The sequence below is a fragment of the Methylotenera sp. 1P/1 genome, assembly GCF_000384355.1.
Taxonomy (GTDB): domain Bacteria; phylum Pseudomonadota; class Gammaproteobacteria; order Burkholderiales; family Methylophilaceae; genus Methylophilus.
On sequence record NZ_ARWC01000001.1, the window covers coordinates 2,464,888 to 2,484,911 of the forward strand.

At 46.4% G+C, this 20,024-nt stretch carries 17 protein-coding genes; 6 read left to right on the plus strand and 11 right to left on the minus strand.

Features of this window, described 5'->3' with window-relative positions; genetic code table 11:
* Nucleotides 1-42: 42 nt before the first annotated feature.
* From A3Q3_RS0112000 to A3Q3_RS0112010, 3 genes are read right to left on the minus strand one after another with little or no spacing between them, the layout of a single operon-like run.
* A complete protein-coding gene (locus tag A3Q3_RS0112000) occupies nt 43-816 on the minus strand; it encodes a hypothetical protein (protein ID WP_020183834.1) in 774 nt (257 codons plus the stop codon).
* Nucleotides 817-830: 14 nt separating this feature from the next.
* On the minus strand, nt 831-1,241 hold the full coding sequence (locus A3Q3_RS0112005) for a CopD family protein (protein ID WP_020183835.1): 411 nt from the start codon (nt 1,239-1,241) through the stop codon (nt 831-833).
* Nucleotides 1,241-1,738, minus strand: a complete 498-nt coding sequence (locus A3Q3_RS0112010) for a redoxin family protein (protein ID WP_020183836.1) — start codon at nt 1,736-1,738, stop codon at nt 1,241-1,243. The genes A3Q3_RS0112005 and A3Q3_RS0112010 overlap by 1 nt, the downstream gene beginning before the upstream one ends.
* 109 nt (nt 1,739-1,847) lie before the next feature.
* Here A3Q3_RS0112010 and A3Q3_RS0112015 point away from each other — a divergent pair, with 109 nt between their 5' ends.
* Entirely contained in the window at nt 1,848-5,717 is a 3,870-nt protein-coding gene (locus tag A3Q3_RS0112015; RefSeq protein ID WP_020183837.1) for a DUF3683 domain-containing protein, read from the plus strand.
* A gap of 49 nt (nt 5,718-5,766) precedes the next feature.
* On the opposite strand, the gene A3Q3_RS14350 is transcribed toward A3Q3_RS0112015, so the two are convergent.
* Complete coding sequence (locus A3Q3_RS14350) at nt 5,767-5,889, minus strand: DUF3149 domain-containing protein (RefSeq protein ID WP_020183838.1); 123 nt, start codon at nt 5,887-5,889, stop codon at nt 5,767-5,769.
* Nucleotides 5,890-6,013: 124 nt separating this feature from the next.
* Here A3Q3_RS14350 and A3Q3_RS0112025 point away from each other — a divergent pair, with 124 nt between their 5' ends.
* From A3Q3_RS0112025 to A3Q3_RS0112035, 3 genes are read left to right on the plus strand one after another with little or no spacing between them, the layout of a single operon-like run.
* Entirely contained in the window at nt 6,014-6,799 is a 786-nt protein-coding gene (locus A3Q3_RS0112025) for a hypothetical protein (RefSeq protein ID WP_020183839.1), read from the plus strand.
* Between the two features lie 15 nt (nt 6,800-6,814).
* Nucleotides 6,815-7,831 carry a quinone-dependent dihydroorotate dehydrogenase gene (locus tag A3Q3_RS0112030; RefSeq protein ID WP_020183840.1) on the plus strand — a complete coding sequence of 339 codons (1,017 nt, stop codon included), beginning with the start codon at nt 6,815-6,817 and terminating at the stop codon, nt 7,829-7,831.
* The gene (locus tag A3Q3_RS0112035; protein ID WP_026361911.1) at nt 7,831-8,442 is read left to right on the plus strand and encodes a glutathione S-transferase; all 612 of its coding nucleotides are present in this window, start codon (nt 7,831-7,833) and stop codon (nt 8,440-8,442) included. Before A3Q3_RS0112030 ends, A3Q3_RS0112035 begins: the two co-directional genes overlap by 1 nt.
* A gap of 91 nt (nt 8,443-8,533) precedes the next feature.
* Here A3Q3_RS0112035 and clpA read toward each other — a convergent pair whose 3' ends face one another.
* From clpA to tgt, 7 genes are all read right to left on the minus strand, one after another.
* Complete coding sequence (gene clpA, locus A3Q3_RS0112040; RefSeq protein WP_020183842.1) at nt 8,534-10,798, minus strand: ATP-dependent Clp protease ATP-binding subunit ClpA; 2,265 nt, start codon at nt 10,796-10,798, stop codon at nt 8,534-8,536.
* Nucleotides 10,799-10,931: 133 nt separating this feature from the next.
* Nucleotides 10,932-11,243, minus strand: coding sequence for an ATP-dependent Clp protease adapter ClpS (gene clpS, locus A3Q3_RS0112045; RefSeq protein ID WP_020183843.1), 312 nt, complete (start codon nt 11,241-11,243; stop codon nt 10,932-10,934).
* Nucleotides 11,244-11,330: 87 nt separating this feature from the next.
* A complete protein-coding gene (locus A3Q3_RS0112050) occupies nt 11,331-12,602 on the minus strand; it encodes an HlyC/CorC family transporter (protein ID WP_020183844.1) in 1,272 nt (423 codons plus the stop codon).
* Between the two features lie 93 nt (nt 12,603-12,695).
* Nucleotides 12,696-13,640 carry a protein translocase subunit SecF gene (secF, locus tag A3Q3_RS0112055; RefSeq protein WP_020183845.1) on the minus strand — a complete coding sequence of 315 codons (945 nt, stop codon included), beginning with the start codon at nt 13,638-13,640 and terminating at the stop codon, nt 12,696-12,698.
* Between the two features lie 60 nt (nt 13,641-13,700).
* A complete protein-coding gene (gene secD / locus A3Q3_RS0112060; RefSeq protein ID WP_020183846.1) occupies nt 13,701-15,545 on the minus strand; it encodes a protein translocase subunit SecD in 1,845 nt (614 codons plus the stop codon).
* 40 nt (nt 15,546-15,585) lie between these two features.
* Nucleotides 15,586-15,906 (minus strand): preprotein translocase subunit YajC, encoded by a 321-nt coding sequence (yajC, locus tag A3Q3_RS0112065; RefSeq protein ID WP_020183847.1) that lies wholly within the window; start codon nt 15,904-15,906, stop codon nt 15,586-15,588.
* A gap of 70 nt (nt 15,907-15,976) precedes the next feature.
* Nucleotides 15,977-17,083, minus strand: coding sequence for a tRNA guanosine(34) transglycosylase Tgt (tgt, locus tag A3Q3_RS0112070; protein WP_020183848.1), 1,107 nt, complete (start codon nt 17,081-17,083; stop codon nt 15,977-15,979).
* Nucleotides 17,084-17,277: 194 nt separating this feature from the next.
* Between tgt and pssA the strand changes: the two genes are divergently transcribed.
* Nucleotides 17,278-18,063, plus strand: a complete 786-nt coding sequence (pssA, locus tag A3Q3_RS0112075; RefSeq protein WP_020183849.1) for a CDP-diacylglycerol--serine O-phosphatidyltransferase — start codon at nt 17,278-17,280, stop codon at nt 18,061-18,063.
* Nucleotides 18,064-18,442: 379 nt separating this feature from the next.
* Nucleotides 18,443-19,999 (plus strand): 2-isopropylmalate synthase, encoded by a 1,557-nt coding sequence (locus A3Q3_RS0112085; RefSeq protein ID WP_020183851.1) that lies wholly within the window; start codon nt 18,443-18,445, stop codon nt 19,997-19,999.
* Nucleotides 20,000-20,024: the final 25 nt, after the last annotated feature.

A 20,024-nucleotide genomic window follows, 5' to 3' on the forward strand; every position in this document is an offset into this window, starting at 1 on the left:
GTATATATAGTGCAAGTGTAATTTTTAAGAGTGATTTTAGGGTTAGTTTTTGGAGTTGGCCATCAGCATGGGTGTGTAATTACACCTCACCATGTCGAGTAGCTGGTTGGTCAGTCGTTGATCTTCACGGTTCACGGAAATTTGGCCTAGTATAATATTTTCAAAATACACTTTTTTATAAGAATCAGGCAGTTGCAAAGCCTCTATTAATTGACAATTGCCTTTACGCATTTGTTCAATCCGGGCAAATAGTGCTGCCGTTTGCTCCGGGCTGGCGGTGAGGTGGCTGGCATCGGCCACCATGCCAGTGGCTGGACCCATGTTTGGCATGGTGTCACTTGCAAATTGCGCTGTGTGTGCAACTGGGTCAATGGCGTTGTATTTCCAGAACTGGTACCCAATCATGCTGCTAATAATGAGTATGGTGCTGGCCGCTACCGCATAGGCTGGTTTTTTAGGTACATGAAATTCACGTTTGGTCTGCGCTGCGATCAAGGCCTTCGCCGCGTTTTTTGCATGCGATAAGCTAGCCGGGTTTTGGTGATGCAGCTTTTCTTGTGCGGCAGCAATCGCCATAAAATACAGTTGGTTTGCCAATAGCTCAGGCATGGCTGCACCTGCCTTGGCAGCTTCTAGCGTAAGGTAATGTACCAGTGGTGAGTCGCCTTGAGATGGTTTGAAGTCAACACGGGGCTGCATTTTGGGCGCATCCAGCCAGTCATCAAGCAGATCGAATAAATGCAGTAGACGGCTGTGTGGTGTGCTGCCCGATTTTTTGAGCATGGCGATTAACCATTCGGAATTGAGTATATCCATGCTGTTCCTTTCACCTAAAAAGGTTTGACGACCACTAGAATCACGATTGCAAATAATACTAACACGGGGATTTCATTAAACCAGCGATACCACATATGGCTATGCTGATTTTTGCCAGCGGCAAAGTCTCGCATCAGTTTGCCACAGTATAGATGATAAGCCACTAAGCCTATTACCAGCGCCAGTTTGGCATGTAGCCAGCCGCCCGTGATGCCAAAGCCTAACCATAGCCATAGCCCAAATGCCAATGCAAGCACTGCAAGCGGCAGCATGAATCGGTATAGCTTCTGTTCCATCAGCGCCAATCGTGCTTTTGTATTGGCATCATCTACCATGGCATGATTCACAAATAGGCGTGGCAAATAAAACAGGCCGGCGAACCAACTGATCACAAAAATAATATGGAGTGCTTTAATCCACAGCATTAGTGCAGTTCTTTATCTAGTAGCTGACGCAATTCTGCAAAGTTTAGCTCGCCAATAATGCGTTGCACGCGATTTCCCTGCTTATCGTAAAGAAACGTGGTGGGGGTTAGGTTAACACCGCCAAACGCATGCACCATTTCGCTCAGTCCATCGTGCATCACTGGGAAAGGTAGCGATTTTTGTTGCGTATAGTTAAGTACTTGCGCGGGCGGATCGTATGGCATTGCCACTGCAATCACTTCAAACCCTTTTTGTTTGTATTCATTGTATGTATTGATCAAATCTGGCATTTCTTTGATGCAGCCTGGGCAATCAGTGGCCCAAAAATTAACCAGTACCACTTTGTTTTTTAATGCGGCCATGGGTATCTTTTCACCACGAATGGTCGTGAAAGTGACATCCGGAGATTGTGCTGTTTGCGATAAGCTGAATATCAGTGCACCCAATAACGCAGCCAGCGCAAGTGGGATAAGAATTTTTTTAAAATGTGTCATCATAAAATTGTAACGTTTTTTGCTGAAATGGTGTCAATAACCACAGGCGGTTAGTAGTTTTTGTGCAGTCTACAGCATGCTATAATTGGTTTTTGTTTGTAATGAACTATCAATGAACGCACCGACACCTGCTGCTTTTCTTCAATCTGACGCATTGCCTGTCACGCGCTTGCGCGAGATCCCCTATAACTACACCTCATTCTCAGACCGCGAAATTGTCATTCGGTTTCTTGGCGAGGAAATTTGGGAAATCCTGAATACATTACGCGAGCAGCGTAAGACTGGACGTAGTGCGCGCATGTTGTTTGAAGTGCTGGGTGATTTGTGGGTAGTGAGTCGCAACCCCTATCTACAAGATGACTTGCTAGATAATCCTAAGCGTCGTAAAGCCTTGATTGATGCGCTATATCACCGTATTGCTGCCATTGATGAGCGTAGCGCGGGCAATGCTAACGTACAAAAGCTGGTGGCAGCTGCCAAACAAGCAGTACAAAAATTTAGCGATGACTTCCGTCAAACGTACGATTTGCGTAAGAAAGCGTTAAGTAAGCTAAGCAAATATACCCGCAAGGACAATATCCAATTTGATGGACTGGCGCGTGTCTCACACGTGACCGATGCGACTGACTGGCGTGTGGAATATCCGTTTGTCGTATTGAATCCGGATACCGAAGCGGAAATTGCCTATTTGGTCAGGGCTTGTGTCGAGCTCGGGCTAACCGTGATTCCACGCGGCGGTGGCACTGGCTATACCGGTGGCGCAATTCCGCTCACACCACTGTCAGCGGTAATTAATACAGAAAAATTAGACCAGCATACTGGCGTGCAAATGCGCACCTTGCCTGGCGTTGCGCGTCAGGTGGCGACCATTGAGTGTGGCGCCGGTGTGGTGACACGTCGCGCCATGGAAGCGGCGACGGATGCTGGACTTGAGTTTGCATGTGACCCGACTTCTGCCGATGCTTGCTGTATTGGCGGTAACGTGGCCATGAACGCTGGTGGTAAAAAAGCGGTGTTGTGGGGTACTGCGTTGGATAACCTAGCCTCATGGCGCATGGTGACGCCCGATGCTACATGGATGGAAGTTGAGCGCTTAGACCATAACTTGGGCAAGATTCATGATATTGAAATGGCGCGCTTTAAAATTAGCCGTTACGACATCGACATGAAAACTTTGTTGTCTGAGCCGGAAATCATTGCGATTCCTGGGCCAAGCTTCCGTAAAGTAGGCTTGGGTAAAGATGTGACGGATAAATTCCTGTCAGGTTTGCCAGGCATTCAAAAAGAAGGCTGCGATGGTCTCATCACCAGCGCGACTTTTATTCTGCACCGCATGCCTAAACATGTGCGTACGATTGCCTTGGAGTTCTTTGGCAATGTATCCCATGCAGTGCCTGCGATTGTTGAGATCAAAGATTATTTAGACGCGACTGCCAAGCAAGAGCCTGCTGTCATCATGGCTGGCTTGGAGCATATGGATGAGCGTTACATTAAAGCCGTAGGCTACGCTACTAAAGCCGCGCGTCAACAACGCCCTAAAATGGTGTTGTTATGTGATATCGCATCGGACGACGAAAACGCAGTGGGGGAAGTCGCCTCAGCCGTGGTGCGGATGTGCAACGCACGTAATGGTGAGGGCTTTATTGCTGTTTCTTCTGAGGCGCGTAAAAAATTCTGGTTAGACCGCTCACGTACGGCTGCGATTGCTAAGCATACTAACGCATTCAAAATCAATGAAGACGTGGTGATTCCATTGCCAAAACTGGGTGAATACTCAGATGGTATTGAGCGTATCAACATTGAATTGTCAATTCAAAACAAGCTCAAACTGGTGGATGCACTAGAGACGTTCCTGCAAGGGGATTTGCCGATTCAGCCAGACGAAGAGGGCAATGCGGATGCTGAGAGCGTACAGTCTAAACAAGTGATTGCTTTGCAGTTGTTGCGTGATTTGCGTGCCAAATGGCGTTTAATTTTAAATACGCTGGATGAGCCTGTTGCTACATTGGGCGAGTTGGGCAAAGGCCACGCGCAATACGACAATGTATTCCGCGCGGTACAGTCTTACGATTTGCGTATTTCTTGGAAGCGCGAATTAAAGCGCCCCATGGCCGATATTTTTGCTGGGCGTGAGTATCAAAAGATATTGAATGAATTGGACGTCATTCATAAAAAAGTGCTGAAAAGCCGCGTGTTCATTGCGTTGCATATGCACGCGGGTGATGGCAATGTGCATACCAATATTCCGGTCAATTCAGACGATTACGGCATGATGCAAGACGCACATGCTGCGGTTGCGCGCGTGATGGCATTGGCTAGACACTTGAATGGTGTGATCTCTGGTGAGCACGGTATCGGCATTACCAAAATGGAGTTCTTGGACCAATCCACTATTGATACTTTTACTACCTATAAAAATAAAGTGGACCCCAATGGTCACTTTAATAAAGGTAAATTGCTGGCTGGCTCTGGTTTAGACAATGCCTATACGCCAAGCTTTGGTTTGCTGGAGCAAGAGTCCATCATCATGGAGCAATCAGCCATTGGTGAGATTGCCGATGATATTTCTGACTGCTTGCGTTGTGGTAAGTGTAAGCCCGTGTGCTCTACGCATGTGCCACGCGCTAATTTATTGTATTCACCGCGCAATAAAATTTTAGGCACTTCATTGCTGATCGAGGCATTTTTGTACGAAGAGCAAACACGTCGCGGTATCTCACTCAAGCATTTTGATGAGTTTAACGATGTGGCGGATCACTGCACGGTGTGTCATCGTTGCGAAAAACCGTGTCCGGTCGATATTGATTTTGGTGATGTATCGATCAAAATGCGTAACTTTTTGCGCGAGCAAGGCAAGAAGAAATTCAACCCTGGTACGGCGGCAGGCATGCTGTTCTTAAACGCAAAAGACCCGGCCACCATTAAGTTCTTGCGTACCACTATGATTGGTTGGGGCTATAAAGTGCAAAATATTGCGCATAGTCTCGCTAAGCGATTCGGCTTGCTAAAAGACAAAAAAGCACCGCCAGCGACAGTCGGTAAAGCGGATATCAAAACACAGGTGATTCATTTTATTAATCGCCCAATGCCAAGAAAAATGCAATCTAAGACTTCACGCGCGATGCTGGGTGTGGAAGATGATCACATGATCCCGGTGATTCGTAACCCGCAAAAAGTAACGGAAGATTCAGAAGCTGTATTCTATTTTCCTGGTTGCGGTTCTGAGCGTTTGTTCTCTAATGTGGGTTTAGCTACGCAAGCCATGTTGTATGAGGTCGGCGCCATTACGGTACTGCCGCCTGGCTATTTGTGCTGCGGCTACCCACAAACTTCAGCAGGTAATCATGATAAAGGGCAAGAAATCACGGCAGACAATCGCGTGTTGTTCCATCGTGTGGCTAACACCTTGAACTATCTGGATATCAAGACAGTGATTGTGTCTTGCGGTACTTGTATGGACCAATTACAGAAGTATGAGTTTGAGAAGATATTCCCGGGTTGCCGTTTGTTAGATATTCACGAGTACCTGATGGAGAAAGACCAGAAATTATCTGGCGTTACGGGTACGCGTTATATGTACCATGACCCATGTCATAGCCCAATGAAAACCTATAAACCGCTGGAAGTGACGAATAAACTGATGGGTCAGGATGTTGCGTTGAACGACCGCTGCTGTGGTGAGAGCGGCACGTTTGCAGCTGCACGCCCGGATATTGCCACGCAGGTCAAATTCCGCAAGCAAGAAGAACTGGCTAAAGGCATGGAGAAAATGGGTCTGACTGTGGGCGCGCCTGAGCAGCCTGTGAAGATCCTGACCTCATGCCCAAGCTGCTTGCAAGGGCTGGCCCGCTACGGTGATGACACTGGTATTGAAGCAGACTATATTGTGGTGGAAATGGCGAAGCATATTCTTGGCGAGAACTGGATGCAAGACTATGTAGAAAAAGCCAATAATGGTGGTATAGAGAAAGTGCTGCTGTAGATAGCTTAGCCGTACGCGTCAAATGACGGTGCGGCATCCTTGGGTGATGCTATTTCATGGCTTTGTATATGGCGTAACAGGCAAGGCCCAGCATGGTGAATGCGATAACCGCAATCACAATCAAGCTCATTAGACCGTAGTCTGTGGATAGTAGGTCACTGATTATTTTCATGATGGTCTCCTTCGGGTGCGTTCAGTGCATACTTTGACATGCTGCCTTTTGTTTGGCTTTGATGTAGCGCAAGAAATGCGAACTTTGCAACAATCGTTAACCTAATCAGTGATTAAGATAGCCTATGCCTCAATTAATACTTGGTGTTGTGTTGTGTGGATTTAGTCAATTGTTGTTTGCAGCAACGCAAGATGGTCGATGGCATTTAGGGATTGGTGACCCAACGATCTGGGGATGGTTAACCGTTGTTGTGTACCTAGCGGCAGTAGCGCGCTGCTTTATAAAAGCCAAACGTAGTCGAGATGAGGGCATGCCTTATCAATTTTGGTTATGGTTAGGTGTACTGCTGTTATTGCTTAGTATTAATAAGCAGTTAGATTTGCAAACCTGGCTGAGTCAAACCATACGTGATTTATCAGTCGCACATGGTTGGTACGAACAACGCAGACTGTTGCAAATGGCATTTGTGGTGACGGTTGGGGCCGCTATGGTGATATTGCTACTCACATTGCGTATCTACTTATGGAATCTGTGGCGTAATTACAAGCTAGTGTGGTCTGGGCTTATTTTGCTGTGCGCGTTTATTTTAATCCGCGCAGCCTCATTCCATCATGTCGATATCCTGATTCGCCAGTCACTATTTGGGCTAGAGCTCAATGTCTTACTTGAAAATCTCGCACTTGTGATGATCATCCTCGGCACATTTATACACCGTAAGCCATCTTCATTTCCGCCTACAGTGCCCAATGAAAAAACGCTCACCAATACCGGCTATTACGAAGCTACGGAAGAGGGTGCGGATGTGTATTGTCCGCGTTGTGCAACCAAAGCCGTCTCCAAAGCCGCACACGGGCGTGCATTTAAGTGCAAATATTGTGCACATAAATATCTGGTGTATGTTCCCCACTAACCATTGAAGTCATGTATGAATATCTACCCAATCCTTAAACCTTTATTGTTTCAGTTAGATGCCGAAGTTGCACATGATGTCACCTTGGCCAGCTTAAAATGGGCCGAGCGTTTGCACTTGCTAGGTGCTAATACAAACCAACATCACACAACGCCGCGTCAGGTCATGGGCCTTACGTTTCCCAACGCAGTGGGATTGGCGGCAGGCTTGGATAAAAATGCAGCCGTCATTGATGGCATGGCCACCTTGGGTTTTGGTTTTATCGAAGTGGGCACCGTGACGCCACGGCCACAGCCAGGCAACCCTAGGCCACGATTATTTCGCGTGAAACAAGCACAAGGCATTATCAACCGTTTTGGGTTTAATAATCTGGGTGTTGATCATTTGGTTGAGAATGTAAAGTCTGCCAAATACAAAGGCGTACTCGGTATCAATATAGGCAAAAACTTTGATACGCCGAACGAGCGCGCTGTAGATGATTATCTGTATTGCATGCATAAGGTATATGCGCATGCTAGCTATATCACAGTCAATATTTCATCGCCCAACACTAAGAACTTACGCGCGCTGCAAGAGAAAGAAGCATTGTCCGCTTTACTGGCAAGTTTGAAATTTGAACAAACCAAACTGACGGAACAGCATAGCCAATACGTGCCTGTGGCTTTGAAAATTGCGCCGGATCTAACGCCTACCCAAGTCGCGGAAATTGCAGACCTATTGATGCAGCACCAAATCGACGGGGTGATTGCCACCAATACCACCTTATCGCGCGATGCAGTACAAGGCATGGCACATGCTGAGGAGACGGGCGGATTGTCTGGCGCACCGGTGAAACACGCTTCCACCGCGGTCATACAGCAGTTATCACAACGCCTGCAAGGCGCATTACCTATTATTGGCGTGGGGGGCATTATGTCTGGTGCTGACGCAGTGGAAAAAATTGCGGCCGGCGCAAGTCTGGTACAGCTTTATAGTGGGCTTATCTACCAAGGGCCAAAGCTGGTAAACGATGTTTGTAAATCACTAGGTTGATGCAGTTACCTATTCTCTATTCTTATCGAAGATGCCCTTATGCCATGCGCGCGCGCATGGCGCTACATGTGTCCAATATTCAGGTCGAGATCCGCGAAATATCGCTACGTGATAAACCCACACATATGCTGCAAATGTCCCCAAAAGGTACTGTGCCTGTGTTGGTGTTGGAAAATGGATTGGTACTTGAACAGAGTCTGGACATTATGATGTGGGCATTGCAGCAACATGATCCGGAAGGCTGGCTGCACGCCAATCATGAGCAAACGATGCAGTGGATTACAAACAACGATGGTGATTTTAAGCAAGCCTTAGATCACTATAAATATCCGGAGCGGTTTCCTGAACAGCCACAGGTTGTGTATCGCGTGCAATGCGAGATATTTCTGCAAACACTAGAATCTGCATTACAAGCGCAGCCTTATTTAATGGGGCAGCAGGTCAGTATCGCTGATATCGCTATCTTTCCGTTTATCCGTCAGTTTGCTGCAGTGGATGCAACTTGGTTCTCGCAGTCGCCATACGTGGCTGTGGCACAGTGGTTAAGCGCGTGGGTAGAAAGTACATTGTTTGTAAGCATTATGCAGAAATACCCCGTTTATCAGTCTTAAACTATGTGTTTTAAGCTAAGTGACAGGCATTAAAAAAGGCGCATATGCGCCTTTTTTAATTTGAAACTCATCATCACGAAAACTGCGCTGTTTACACAGGTGCGGCGGCGGTTTCTTCTTCATTGAACACCAGTTTGATTTGGTCTTCGCTGTCGATATCCACATGCACTGAACCACCGTTTGCCAATTTACCAAACAGTAACTCATCTGCCAAGGCCTTACGGATGGTGTCTTGAATGAGTCTAGCCATCGGGCGTGCACCCATGAGCGGATCAAAACCCTTTTTGCCAAGGTAGGTTTTGAGTGCATCACTGAACGTTACGTCCACTTTTTTCTCATGCAACTGATCTTCTAATTGCATCAAGAACTTATCGACCACACGAATGATAATCTCGTGTGACAGAGCGCCAAATGACACAGTAGCATCCAAACGGTTGCGGAACTCAGGGCTAAAGAAGCGCTTGAGGTCTGCAGCTTCATCCGTCACATCTTTTGCATTGGTAAAGCCAATGCTGGCTTTAGACATGTTTTCCGCACCTGCATTGGTGGTCATGATAATGGTCACATTACGGAAGTCTGCTTTGCGGCCATTGTTATCCGTGAGCGTACCATGGTCCATCACTTGCAACAGAATGTTGAAGATATCCGGATGTGCTTTTTCAATTTCGTCGAGCAACAGTACGCAGTAAGGTTGTTTGGTGATGGCTTCTGTCAATAAACCACCTTGGTCAAACCCCACATAGCCTGGAGGCGCGCCAATTAAGCGGCTCACTGCATGACGTTCCATGTATTCACTCATGTCGAAGCGAATGAGTTCAATGCCCATGATATAAGCCAACTGCTTGGCGACTTCAGTTTTACCCACGCCAGTAGGGCCGCTGAATAAGAAACTACCAATCGGTTTGTTGTTTTGACCTAGTCCGCTACGCGCCATTTTGACGGCTGAAGCCAAGGTATCAATCGCTTTGTCTTGACCAAATACGACTGCTTTCAAATCGCGTTCCAATGTTTTGAGCGCATTGCGATCATCGCTGGAAATGTTTTTTGGCGGAATACGTGCAATCTTGGCAATGATGTCTTCAATCTCTTTATTGCCAATGACTTTTTTCTGTTTGTTTTTGGGCAAGATGCGTTGCGCAGCACCTGCCTCATCAATCACGTCAATCGCTTTATCTGGCAAATGACGGTCGTTGATGTATTTGGCAGACAGTTCAGCCGCTACAGTCAAAGCACTCGCGCTATATTTAACACTATGGTGCTCTTCAAATTTAGATTTCAGACCTTTTAAAATCTCAATGGTCTCAGCCACACTCGGTTCCACCACATCGATTTTTTGGAAGCGGCGTGACAGTGCGTGATCTTTCTCAAAAATACCGCGGTATTCTTGATATGTCGTTGCGCCAATGCATTTAAGTGTGCCATTGGATAGTGCTGGTTTGAGCAAGTTGCTGGCGTCTAGAGTACCGCCGCTTGCTGCACCTGCACCTATCAAGGTATGAATCTCATCTATAAACAAAATAGCGTCTGGTTTTTCGGCCAATTGCTTCATCACCGCTTTTAAGCGTTGCTCAAAATCACCACGGTATTTTGTACCTGCCAATAGTGCACCCATGTCTAAAGAGTAGACCGTGGCATTGGCTAAGACATCTGGAATGTCTTGTTCCACAATACGGCTAGCCAATCCTTCAGCAATCGCTGTTTTGCCCACACCAGCTTCACCCACCAATAGTGGATTATTTTTACGGCGACGGCAAAGCGTTTGAATCACACGCTCCAGCTCTTGACCACGGCCGATTAAAGGATCAATTTTGCCAGCGGCCACTTGTACGTTTAAATTGAGTGTGAAGTTTTCCAGTGCGCCTGCTGGGGTCGGTTCTGCCTCACTTTCAACATCGCTGCTGTCAGCTTTTTCTTCACCCTCAGGTAATTTTGCCACGCCATGCGAGATGAAATTCACCACATCTAAACGGGTAATGCCTTGCTGGTGCAAGAAGAACACAGCATGAGAATCTTTTTCACCGTAAATAGCCACCAATACATTGGCGCCAGTTACTTCTTTTTTGCCAGAGGATTGCACGTGCAACATGGCACGTTGAATCACACGTTGGAAACCTAGCGTAGGTTGTGTATCCACTTCACCCTCACCATTCACGGTAGGGGTGTGCTCCTCAATATATTGGTTGAGTTCGGAGCGTAACACATCAAATTTTGCACCACAGGCACGTAATACTTCAGCCGCGGTAGGATTATCTATCATGGCCAGTAAGAGATGCTCTACCGTAATGAGCTCATGGCGCTTTTGACGCGCATCCATGAACGCCATATGTAGGCTGACTTCTAACTCTTGAGCTATCATCTTATTACCTTAACTTTCACTTTACTTTGTCTATAAACAACTGCCACCATCAACACATACCATCTTAGCATCGGCAATTGATTGCAATTTAAATTTTAAGCCTGCTTTTCTCTACTTGTTCAACAATACAAGGTTAGGCGGGTTCAATGACGCATTGCAGTGGGTGCTGAGACTCTCTTGCATGCGTCAACACCTGATTCATTTTTGTTTCTGCAATGTCTAGCGGGTATACACCGCATACGCCCATGCCTTCTGTATGTACTTTGAGCATAATTTGTGTCGCTTGTTCACGGCTTTTATTAAAAAACCGTTCAATCGTTTCTACAACAAACTCCATAGGAGTGTAATCGTCATTTAGTAGCAATACTTTAAACATTTCAGGCAGCTTAGGTTTTACTGCGTTTGGCTTAATTGCGGTATCGCCGTCTGAATGTGGTTGTGCCATTTACTTTACTACTTAAGATTACTTGTTAACTCTTATTTTGAGCCGAATGCTAAAAAATTCAAGCCCAATTTGAATAGGGTTAAGCGATTATGGAAAGATTTTGACGATTTTGACGATTCTGTCTTGTGTTTGCACAATTTCTAGCGTGTGTTCGCCCATTCTAAAGCTGGTATTCGGCTCTGGAATATCTTCAAAATACTCGATGACTAGGCCGTTAAGTGTGCGAGGCCCTTCGGTTGGCAGTGATAAATGTAGCTTTTTGTTTAAGTCGCGCAGAGAGCTACTGCCATCCACCAACCAACCGCCATCTTCGTCTTGGCGATAGCTGCCGATTCTGCTGGGGGATTGGGTCGTGAAGTCGCCAATCACTTCTTCCAAAATGTCTTCAAGCGTCACTAAGCCTTTAAACTCGCCGTACTCGTCAACAATAAGCGCAATGCGTTCTTGGTTTTCCTGGAATTGCTGAATTTGCGTATACAGAGGCGTTCCTGCCGGAATGAAGTAAGGCTCGCTGATAATCTCACGTAACGCTTCTTTATCAAGTGGGTCGTCATGTTGGTAACCGCGGATTTGGTTCATCACTTTTCTGATGTGTAGAATACCAATCATCTCTTCGTTATCGCCCTCGCGTACGGGCAAGCGGGTGTGGTGGCTGGTAGAGATGCGCTGCAAAATATCTTCAATGGGCTGATCAAAGTCAATAATTTCAACCATGGTATGTGCCGTCATCACATCATCCACCGTGATTTTCTCTAAATCGAACAAATTCAGCAAAATAGTGCGGTGCTTTTTAGGCATAAAATGCCCTGCATCGGTGACGATGCTGCGCAGCTCATCCATGGTGAGAGATTGCGCGGACTCGCTGAAATTGACATTGACTCTGAATAGCTTCAGCAGTCCTTCCACAAACAGATTCACAAACCACACAGCAGGGTAGAGTAGTTTGAGTAGGGGATAGAGCACATAGCTACACATGATGCCCAATTTTTCGGGGTAAGCGGCGGCAATGACTTTAGGAGAGATTTCACTGAACACTAAAATGGCAAATGTCACTGACAATGTGCCGATCATCAGTACCCACTCACCCTCGCCAAACAACTCAACAATAATCACTGTAACTAACGTAGCAGAAGCGGCGTTGGCAAAGTTATTACAAAGCAAAATCACGCCGAGTAATTTATCGGTCTTAGCAAGCAGTGCGCTGGCCAATTTAGCGCCGCGATTACCCTCTTTGACCAGATGCCTTAACCGGTAACGGTTGAGCGACATCAAACTGGTTTCGGCGATTGAGAAAAAACCTGAAATAAGCAGTAGCAAGGCCAGTGCGGCTAATTGCCAAGAGATAGGAATATTATCCAATGGGGGGTGACTGGGTGACTAAGAAGGCTTAGAGTCTAACTGAATCAAGCCTTCTCAATCAAGTGTTTAGTGTGATTGGCGGGGGTTGAAAGTTTAAGGCGCGACTTCTGCAGAAGCGTCCGTTGGTTTTTTCTCAACATCACCAATCAAGTTGGCGCGATTCACACCCAGCCACATGGCAATCGGGCAAGCCACGAGTACAGAAGAGTAAATACCAAACAAAATGCCGATGGTCAGCGCTAACGCAAAGTTATGAAGTACCTCGCCGCCAAATAGCAACATAGAGCCGACCATGGTTTGCGTCATCAAGTGTGTAATCACAGTACGAGACATCGTGCGCGTAATCGCATTATCAATCACTTGTACTGCGTTGGCTTTACGCATTTTACGGAAGTTCTCACGTACTCGGTCAAATACCACAACAGACTCATTCACCGAGTACCCCAGCACTGCCAAAATAGCGGCCAGTACAGTGAGGTTGAACTCCCACTGGAAGAACGCAAAGAAGCCCAAAATGATCACCACATCGTGCATATTGGCAATAATGGCGGCCACGGCAAAACGCCATTCAAAGCGGATTGCTAAATAAGCCATAATCCCCAAACAGACCAAAAGAAGCGCCAGTCCGCCGTTTTCATACAGTTCTTCACCTACTTGTGAACCTACGCTTTCCACACGGCGTACATCAGCTTGTGGATCAGCGGCTTTCAGTGCGGAGCTTACTTTTTCTGACAGTTGTGCAATCGACATGCCTTTTTTGATCGGTAGGCGAATCAACACATCATGGCTGGTACCAAAATTTTGTACGGTGGCATCTTTAAGTCCGATGCTATCTACTGCCTGACGAATGTTATCGATATTGGCTGATTGCGGATAGTTGACTTCCATGACGGTACCGCCAGTAAAGTCCACGCCGTAATTGAGGCCGCGTGTGGCAAGAAAAAACACGGCTAAGATAAATGTCACGAGTGAAATAGTAGTAGTTAAACGACCATAGCTCATAAACGGGATGTCGTTTTTAATTCTAAATAATTCCATAGTCTTTACTCTTTAATTAATGGCGCTAAACGTCAGCGCCCATCGTTGTTAGGTCGCTGCTTATGCTTTATAAATTTGCCCGATGGCTAATTTTTCAATTTTTCTACGGTAGCCATAAACGAGGTTGACGATAGCGCGTGAGACCAAGACTGCACTGAACATCGAAGTCAAAATGCCTAGTACGTGCACCACCGCAAAGCCTTTAATTGGCCCGGTACCAAACATAAATAAGGCCAGACCTGCAATCAGCGTAGTGACGTTGGAGTCCACAATGGTATGCCAAGCGTTTTTATAACCTTCACTAATACTCGCTTGTGGCGTATTGCCATTGCGTAGTTCTTCACGGATACGCTCGTTAATCAATACGTTAGCGTCAATCGCCATCCCTAATGCTAATGCAATCGCTGCCAAACCTGGTAAGGTAAGGGTAGCTTGTAGCATAGATAAAATAGCAACCAACAGTAATAAATTAACACCCAGTGCTAATACGGACACACCACCAAATGCCATGTAGTAGATGACCATCATGACTGCAATGGCAGCAAAGCCCCATAGGGTTGAGTGCACACCACGTTTGATGTTTTCCTCACCCATGCTTGGCCCAACTGTTCTTTCTTCTATAATTTCCATCGGGGCAGCGAGTGCGCCAGCGCGTAATAGTAGTGAGATGTCTGTGGCTTCTTGTGCGTTGGCCATGCCAGAGATTTGTACACGACCACCGCCAATTTCTTCATTAATCACGGGCGCGGTAATCACTTCGGTATTGCCTTTTTCAATCAGCAAGATAGCCATCCGTTTGCCAACGTTGTCTCGGGTGACATTTTTAAAGATGCCGGCACCACGTCCATCCAAGGTCACATTTACTACGGAGCTGCCGTTTTGACCATCCACACCAGGGCCGGCATCGGTAATGCGGTCGCCAGTCAACACCACGCTTTTCTTCACTAAGATTGGACGGCCGGAGCGGTCTTTATACAACTCATCACCAAATGGGACTTGGCCATTGCTGGCTTTTTCCATGGTGGCAAAGTCGGTTTTCTCTTCATCGACTAAGCGAATTTCCAATGTAGCGGTACGGCCTAAAATCTCTTTTGCTTTGGCGGTATCTTGCACGCCAGGTAATTGCACCACAATGCGATCAAAGCCTTGTTGTTGCACAATGGGCTCGGCCACGCCAAGCTCATTAATACGGTTATGCAGGGTTTGTAAGTTTTGTTTGAGTGCAAATTCTTGTGTGCGCTTTTGTGAGGCTAAGCCCATGTTGGCGGTCAGTGATAAATCTTTGCCAGAGCCAGTGACTGCATAGGTGAGGTCTGGATAGTCTTTGCTTAAGATACGAAGCGCTTTGTTAGCTTCTGCCGCGTTGTCAAACTTAACAACAACTAGCTGGCCTTCACGTGAAATACCAAAGTAGTTGATTTTTTCTTTACGTAACGCAGTACGGAAGTCACCCACGCTGCTTTCTGCCGCTTTATCCAAAGCCGCTTTCATGTCCACTTGTAATAGAAAGTGCACGCCGCCACGTAAATCTAAACCCAAATACATGGGTTTGGCACCAATGGCTAACAGCCAGTTTGGGGTTTGTGACAGCAAGTTAAGTGCAATGGTGTAATCTTTACCTAAGCTTGCATTCAGCTTGTCTTTGGCTTTGATTTGGTCTTCCGGATTGGCCAGCCTTACCTTGACACCAGTGGCATCCAAATAGATACCATTGAATGGAATGCTGGCGAGCTGTAAGGTATTTTCCACTTTTTGCAGTAGTGCATTGTCTGATTTAAGGGTGGACTTAGCTGGGCTGACTTGTACAGCTGGGGATTCCCCAAAGAAGTTGGGAATGGTGTAGAGCAAGCCAATCAAGATGACGATTGCAATTAAAATATACTTCCATAACGGGTAACGGTTCATAGCTTGGCTCGCTCAGGCGTTGAATGATTAAAACAACAGATTAAATGGCTTTAATAGTGCCGGGTGGCAGTAAAGTTTGCACGGTGTGTTTTTGCACATTCACCACAGTGTCTGCTGCAATTTCGATGCTCACGAAGCTGTCGCTCACTTTGGTTACCTTGCCAATAATACCACCTGAAGTTGCGACTTCGTCGCCAGCTTTCAGTGCGTCTATCATGGCTTTTTGCTGCTTGGCTTGCTTCAGTTGCGGACGAATCAGCATAAAGTAGAACAGAATAAAAATAATGACCATCGGCAAAATGCCACTTAATAAATCCCCACCTGGTACGGATGGCGCTGCAAATGCATTACTGATAAACATAGACAAGCTTCCTAAAAAAATGAAACAAATGAACACGCGATTCTAACATAGACTATTTTAGATAATCTGATTAGCCATTTAGTTGGGCACGTTTACGTGCAAATTCAAGTTTAAATGCTTCAAAAGTAGCATTTTCAATGGCGCTACGCATAGACTGCATGAGCACTTGGTAATAATGCAGATTGTGGATGGTGTTCAAGCGCGCACCTAAAATCTCGCCCACTTTATGCAAATGGTGCAAATAAGCACGTGTAAAATGTTGGCAGGTGTAACAAGCGCAGTCCGCATCCAGTGGTGCAGTATCTTGTTTATAAAACGCATTTTTAATTTTGACATCGCCATATTGTGTGAACAGCCAGCCATTGCGCGCATTGCGCGTTGGCATGACACAATCGAACATATCCACGCCTTGGCTCACGGCCGCGACCAAATCCTCTGGTGTGCCTACGCCCATTAAGTAGCGCGGCTTATGTGCAGGCATTTGCGGCGCCGTGTGTGCCAAAATGCGCAGCATGTCTTCCTTAGGCTCGCCTACCGATAAGCCACCAATCGCAAATCCATCAAAGTCGATGTCCACCAGCCCATTTAGAGAGATGTCGCGCAAGTCTTCATACATGCCGCCTTGGATGATGCCAAACAGGGCGTTGGGGTTGCCTTGATGTGCTTGCTTACTCCGTTTGGCCCAGCGCAAACTCAACTGCATAGAGTCATTCGCTTCTTGATGTGTGGCAGGGTAGGGTGTGCATTCGTCAAAAATCATGACGATGTCGCTGTTTAATACCTTTTGAATGCGCATGGATTCTTCAGGGGTTAAAAAGCAGCTATCACCATTGATGGGCGATCTGAATTTCACGCCTTCTTCAGAAATTTTTCTTAAATCACCCAAGCTCCAGACTTGAAAGCCGCCTGAATCGGTGAGGATAGGTTTATCCCAGCCCATGAATGTATGTAGGCCGCCATGTGCGGCAACTACCTCTAAGCCTGGGCGTAACCAAAGGTGAAAAGTATTGCCCAGCACAATGTGTGCATCAATCTCGTTGAGTTCTTGTGGCGACATGGCTTTTACGGTGCCATAAGTGCCTACAGGCATAAAGGCGGGCGTTTGTACGTCGCCATGGGCAAGATGCACAGTACCGCGGCGTGCGCGGCCATCTTGCTGGTGTAAAGTAAATTGCATGTGGTGAAGGTCGTTCAAAGTAGACTAAGTAATCCTTGTGATTTTAACATAGTCGCACTTGGCTCACTTTGAATCTTTCAACTTGGAATCTTTAGCTTGTGCCGAAGCCTTAGGCTTTGATACGTAAAATGATGTGGATGCGCCAGACTTGATTTATACTTAGCCCATCACGTTAATCTACGATTGTGTAAAACATGGCAGAACCAAGACAGCGTCTATCCAGAAGAAATGCAGATAACCCAAGCTTGCGCGAGCGCGGCATCTATTTATTGCCCAATTTATTTACCTCTGCGGCTTTGTTTGCTGGATTCTATGCGATTGTACAAGCCATGAACGGGCACTTTGAGCAATCGGCCGTTGCGATTTTTATTGCCATGGTGATGGATGGTTTAGATGGACGTGTTGCGCGTATGACCAATACGCAAAGTGCATTTGGTGCAGAATATGACAGCTTGTCGGATATGGTGTCGTTTGGTGTAGCGCCGGCGTTGATTATGTACGTATGGGCACTCAAACCCATGAATAAATTAGGATGGATTGCCGCCTTTATCTATTGTGCTTGCGCAGCTTTAAGGTTGGCACGATTCAACACTAAATTAGATGACCCGCATCAAGATAAGCGTTTTTTCCAAGGCTTACCTAGCCCGGCTGCCGCTGCCTTGTTGGCGGGATTCGTTTGGGTTTCTTATGAATACAATGTGGATGGCCGCGAGATATTTTTTGGTGCCTTACAAATGAAATGGATCGCTTGGGGAATTACGGTGTTTGCAGCAGGTTCAATGGTGTCGGATTTACGCTTTTACAGTGGTAAAGACATTAATTTAAAAGCCAGTATTCCATTTGTAGCCGTGCTGGCCATCATGCTGGCATTTGTGCTAATTTCTTACAGCCCACCAGAAGTGCTGTTTACCGTAGTATTTGTCTACTCGCTCTCAGGCTACTATTTGTGGCTTAAACAGAAGGTGAAAAAAGAAATTTAGCGCACGCAGCGATGGCTGCAGTGGTCTTGTCGGCCACGCGGATTTCATGATTTTTATGATTGAAGTTCTGCGCAAAGTCAGTTATAGTTAATCCATGTTCAATCCAAGCACAGATCAAACAGTGATTTCTCAGGCAGCTGCCATGGCCGCTTGTACTGTTTTGCCTGCTGCAACTGAATTTCATTTAGCACACCTGTCAGTTACTCTGCTGCGCCGTATAAACGCGCTACACCCAGCTTTGCTGCTGCGCGCAAGCGCACACTAAAACCAACCCAAAATCTCTAAGTATTTCCGTGTCCGCGCCGATAAAACGCGTGACTTAAACTCGAAGTTTTTTTGCATTGCGAGTAAAATCGCTGCAACTGATTAGGAATCCTGTATGAAAGACCAAAACCAAATTATTATTTTTGATACTACCTTACGTGATGGCGAACAAAGCCCAGGGGCTGCCATGGCCAAAGAGGAGAAAATCCGTATTGCGCGCCAATTGGAAAAGTTGGGTGTTGATGTGATTGAAGCAGGCTTTGCCGCTGCAAGTCCTGGTGATTTTGATGCTATCCATACCATTGCTGGCTTAATTACCAAATCCAAAGTGTGCTCATTAGCACGTGCGAGTGAGAATGACGTGCGCCGCGCCGGAGAAGCGATTCAACCCGCCATGCAGCACGCGGAAAAAAATGGCCGTATCCATACGTTTATTGCGACCAGCAAAATCCACATGGAGAACAAACTCCGTATGACGGAGGAGCAAGTGTTAGCACGTGCGGTGCAAGCGGTGAAATGGGCGTTGGAATATACGCATGATGTAGAGTTCTCTGCCGAAGATGCAGTGCGTTCAGATATCGATTTCTTAGTGCGTGTGTTTGATGCAGTGATTGAAGCCGGCGCTAAAACCATTAATGTGCCTGATACCGTGGGCTATAGTATCCCAGCCGTATGGGGTGAGCGCATGGCGACGTTGATTCAACGCGTAAAGAATAGCGATAAAGTGGTGTGGTCTACGCATTGTCACAATGACTTAGGCATGGCCGTAGCTAACTCTTTGGCTGCCGTGATGAATGGTGCACGCCAAGTGGAATGTACCATCAATGGCTTAGGCGAACGTGCGGGGAATGCCAGCTTGGAAGAAGTGGTCATGGCGATTAAAACACGCAGTGATATCTTCAACTTAACTACACGTATCGATACCACACAAATTGTGCCTACAAGTAAATTGGTTTCAACCATCACCGGTTATCCGGTACAGCCGAACAAAGCGATTGTGGGCGCCAATGCGTTTGCGCACGAAAGTGGTATTCACCAAGATGGTGTGTTAAAACACCGCGAAACCTATGAAATTATGCGTGCTGAAGACGTAGGCTGGAATGCCAACAAATTAACATTGGGTAAATTGTCTGGCCGTAATGCGTTTAGAACGCGCTTGAAAGAGTTAGGCATTGAGTTATCGAGTGAAGATGCGTTAAACGCAGCATTTGCTCGCTTTAAAGATTTAGCAGATAAAAAATCTGAGATTTTTGACGAAGACTTACATGCCTTAGTAAGCGATGAGTTTGTACATGAAGCTTCAGAGAGCTATAAATTAGTGTATTTACAAGTGGCTTCGCAAACTGGTGAAACGCCGCATGCGTTAATCACCTTGTCGGAAGAGGGGACTGAGAAGCGCTCTGAATCCAATGGTGGTGGGCCAGTGGATGCAACCTTTAAAGCCATTGAGCAGATTGTGAACAGTGAAGCCGAGTTGTTGCTTTATTCTGTGAACAATATTACCAGCGGCACGGATGCGCAAGGTGAAGTGACGGTACGTTTGGCTAAAGGTGGCCGCATTGTCAACGGGCAGGGTGCCGATACCGATATCGTGGTGGCTTCTGCCAAGGCTTACTTAAATGGCTTAAATAAACTTTATGCTAAATCTGAGAAATTGAATCCACAGGTTTAATCAGCATGCTGAGCGACTGATCTAT

Excerpts from the sequence above, each read along its gene's own strand:
- A3Q3_RS0112035 (WP_026361911.1), top strand. The coding sequence starts at position 7,831 with ATGCAGTTACCTATTCTCTATTCTTATCGAAGATGCCCTTATGCCATG.
- pssA (WP_020183849.1), top strand. The coding sequence starts at position 17,278 with ATGGCAGAACCAAGACAGCGTCTATCCAGAAGAAATGCAGATAACCCA.
- A3Q3_RS0112030 (WP_020183840.1), top strand. The coding sequence starts at position 6,815 with ATGAATATCTACCCAATCCTTAAACCTTTATTGTTTCAGTTAGATGCC.
- A3Q3_RS14350 (WP_020183838.1), bottom strand. The coding sequence starts at position 5,889 with ATGAAAATAATCAGTGACCTACTATCCACAGACTACGGTCTAATGAGC.
- A3Q3_RS0112000 (WP_020183834.1), bottom strand. The coding sequence starts at position 816 with ATGGATATACTCAATTCCGAATGGTTAATCGCCATGCTCAAAAAATCG.
- A3Q3_RS0112005 (WP_020183835.1), bottom strand. The coding sequence starts at position 1,241 with ATGCTGTGGATTAAAGCACTCCATATTATTTTTGTGATCAGTTGGTTC.
- clpS (WP_020183843.1), bottom strand. The coding sequence starts at position 11,243 with ATGGCACAACCACATTCAGACGGCGATACCGCAATTAAGCCAAACGCA.
- yajC (WP_020183847.1), bottom strand. The coding sequence starts at position 15,906 with ATGTTTATCAGTAATGCATTTGCAGCGCCATCCGTACCAGGTGGGGAT.
- A3Q3_RS0112010 (WP_020183836.1), bottom strand. The coding sequence starts at position 1,738 with ATGATGACACATTTTAAAAAAATTCTTATCCCACTTGCGCTGGCTGCG.
- secF (WP_020183845.1), bottom strand. The coding sequence starts at position 13,640 with ATGGAATTATTTAGAATTAAAAACGACATCCCGTTTATGAGCTATGGT.
- secD (WP_020183846.1), bottom strand. The coding sequence starts at position 15,545 with ATGAACCGTTACCCGTTATGGAAGTATATTTTAATTGCAATCGTCATC.
- A3Q3_RS0112015 (WP_020183837.1), top strand. The coding sequence starts at position 1,848 with ATGAACGCACCGACACCTGCTGCTTTTCTTCAATCTGACGCATTGCCT.
- A3Q3_RS0112085 (WP_020183851.1), top strand. The coding sequence starts at position 18,443 with ATGAAAGACCAAAACCAAATTATTATTTTTGATACTACCTTACGTGAT.
- A3Q3_RS0112025 (WP_020183839.1), top strand. The coding sequence starts at position 6,014 with ATGCCTCAATTAATACTTGGTGTTGTGTTGTGTGGATTTAGTCAATTG.
- clpA (WP_020183842.1), bottom strand. The coding sequence starts at position 10,798 with ATGATAGCTCAAGAGTTAGAAGTCAGCCTACATATGGCGTTCATGGAT.
- tgt (WP_020183848.1), bottom strand. The coding sequence starts at position 17,083 with ATGCAATTTACTTTACACCAGCAAGATGGCCGCGCACGCCGCGGTACT.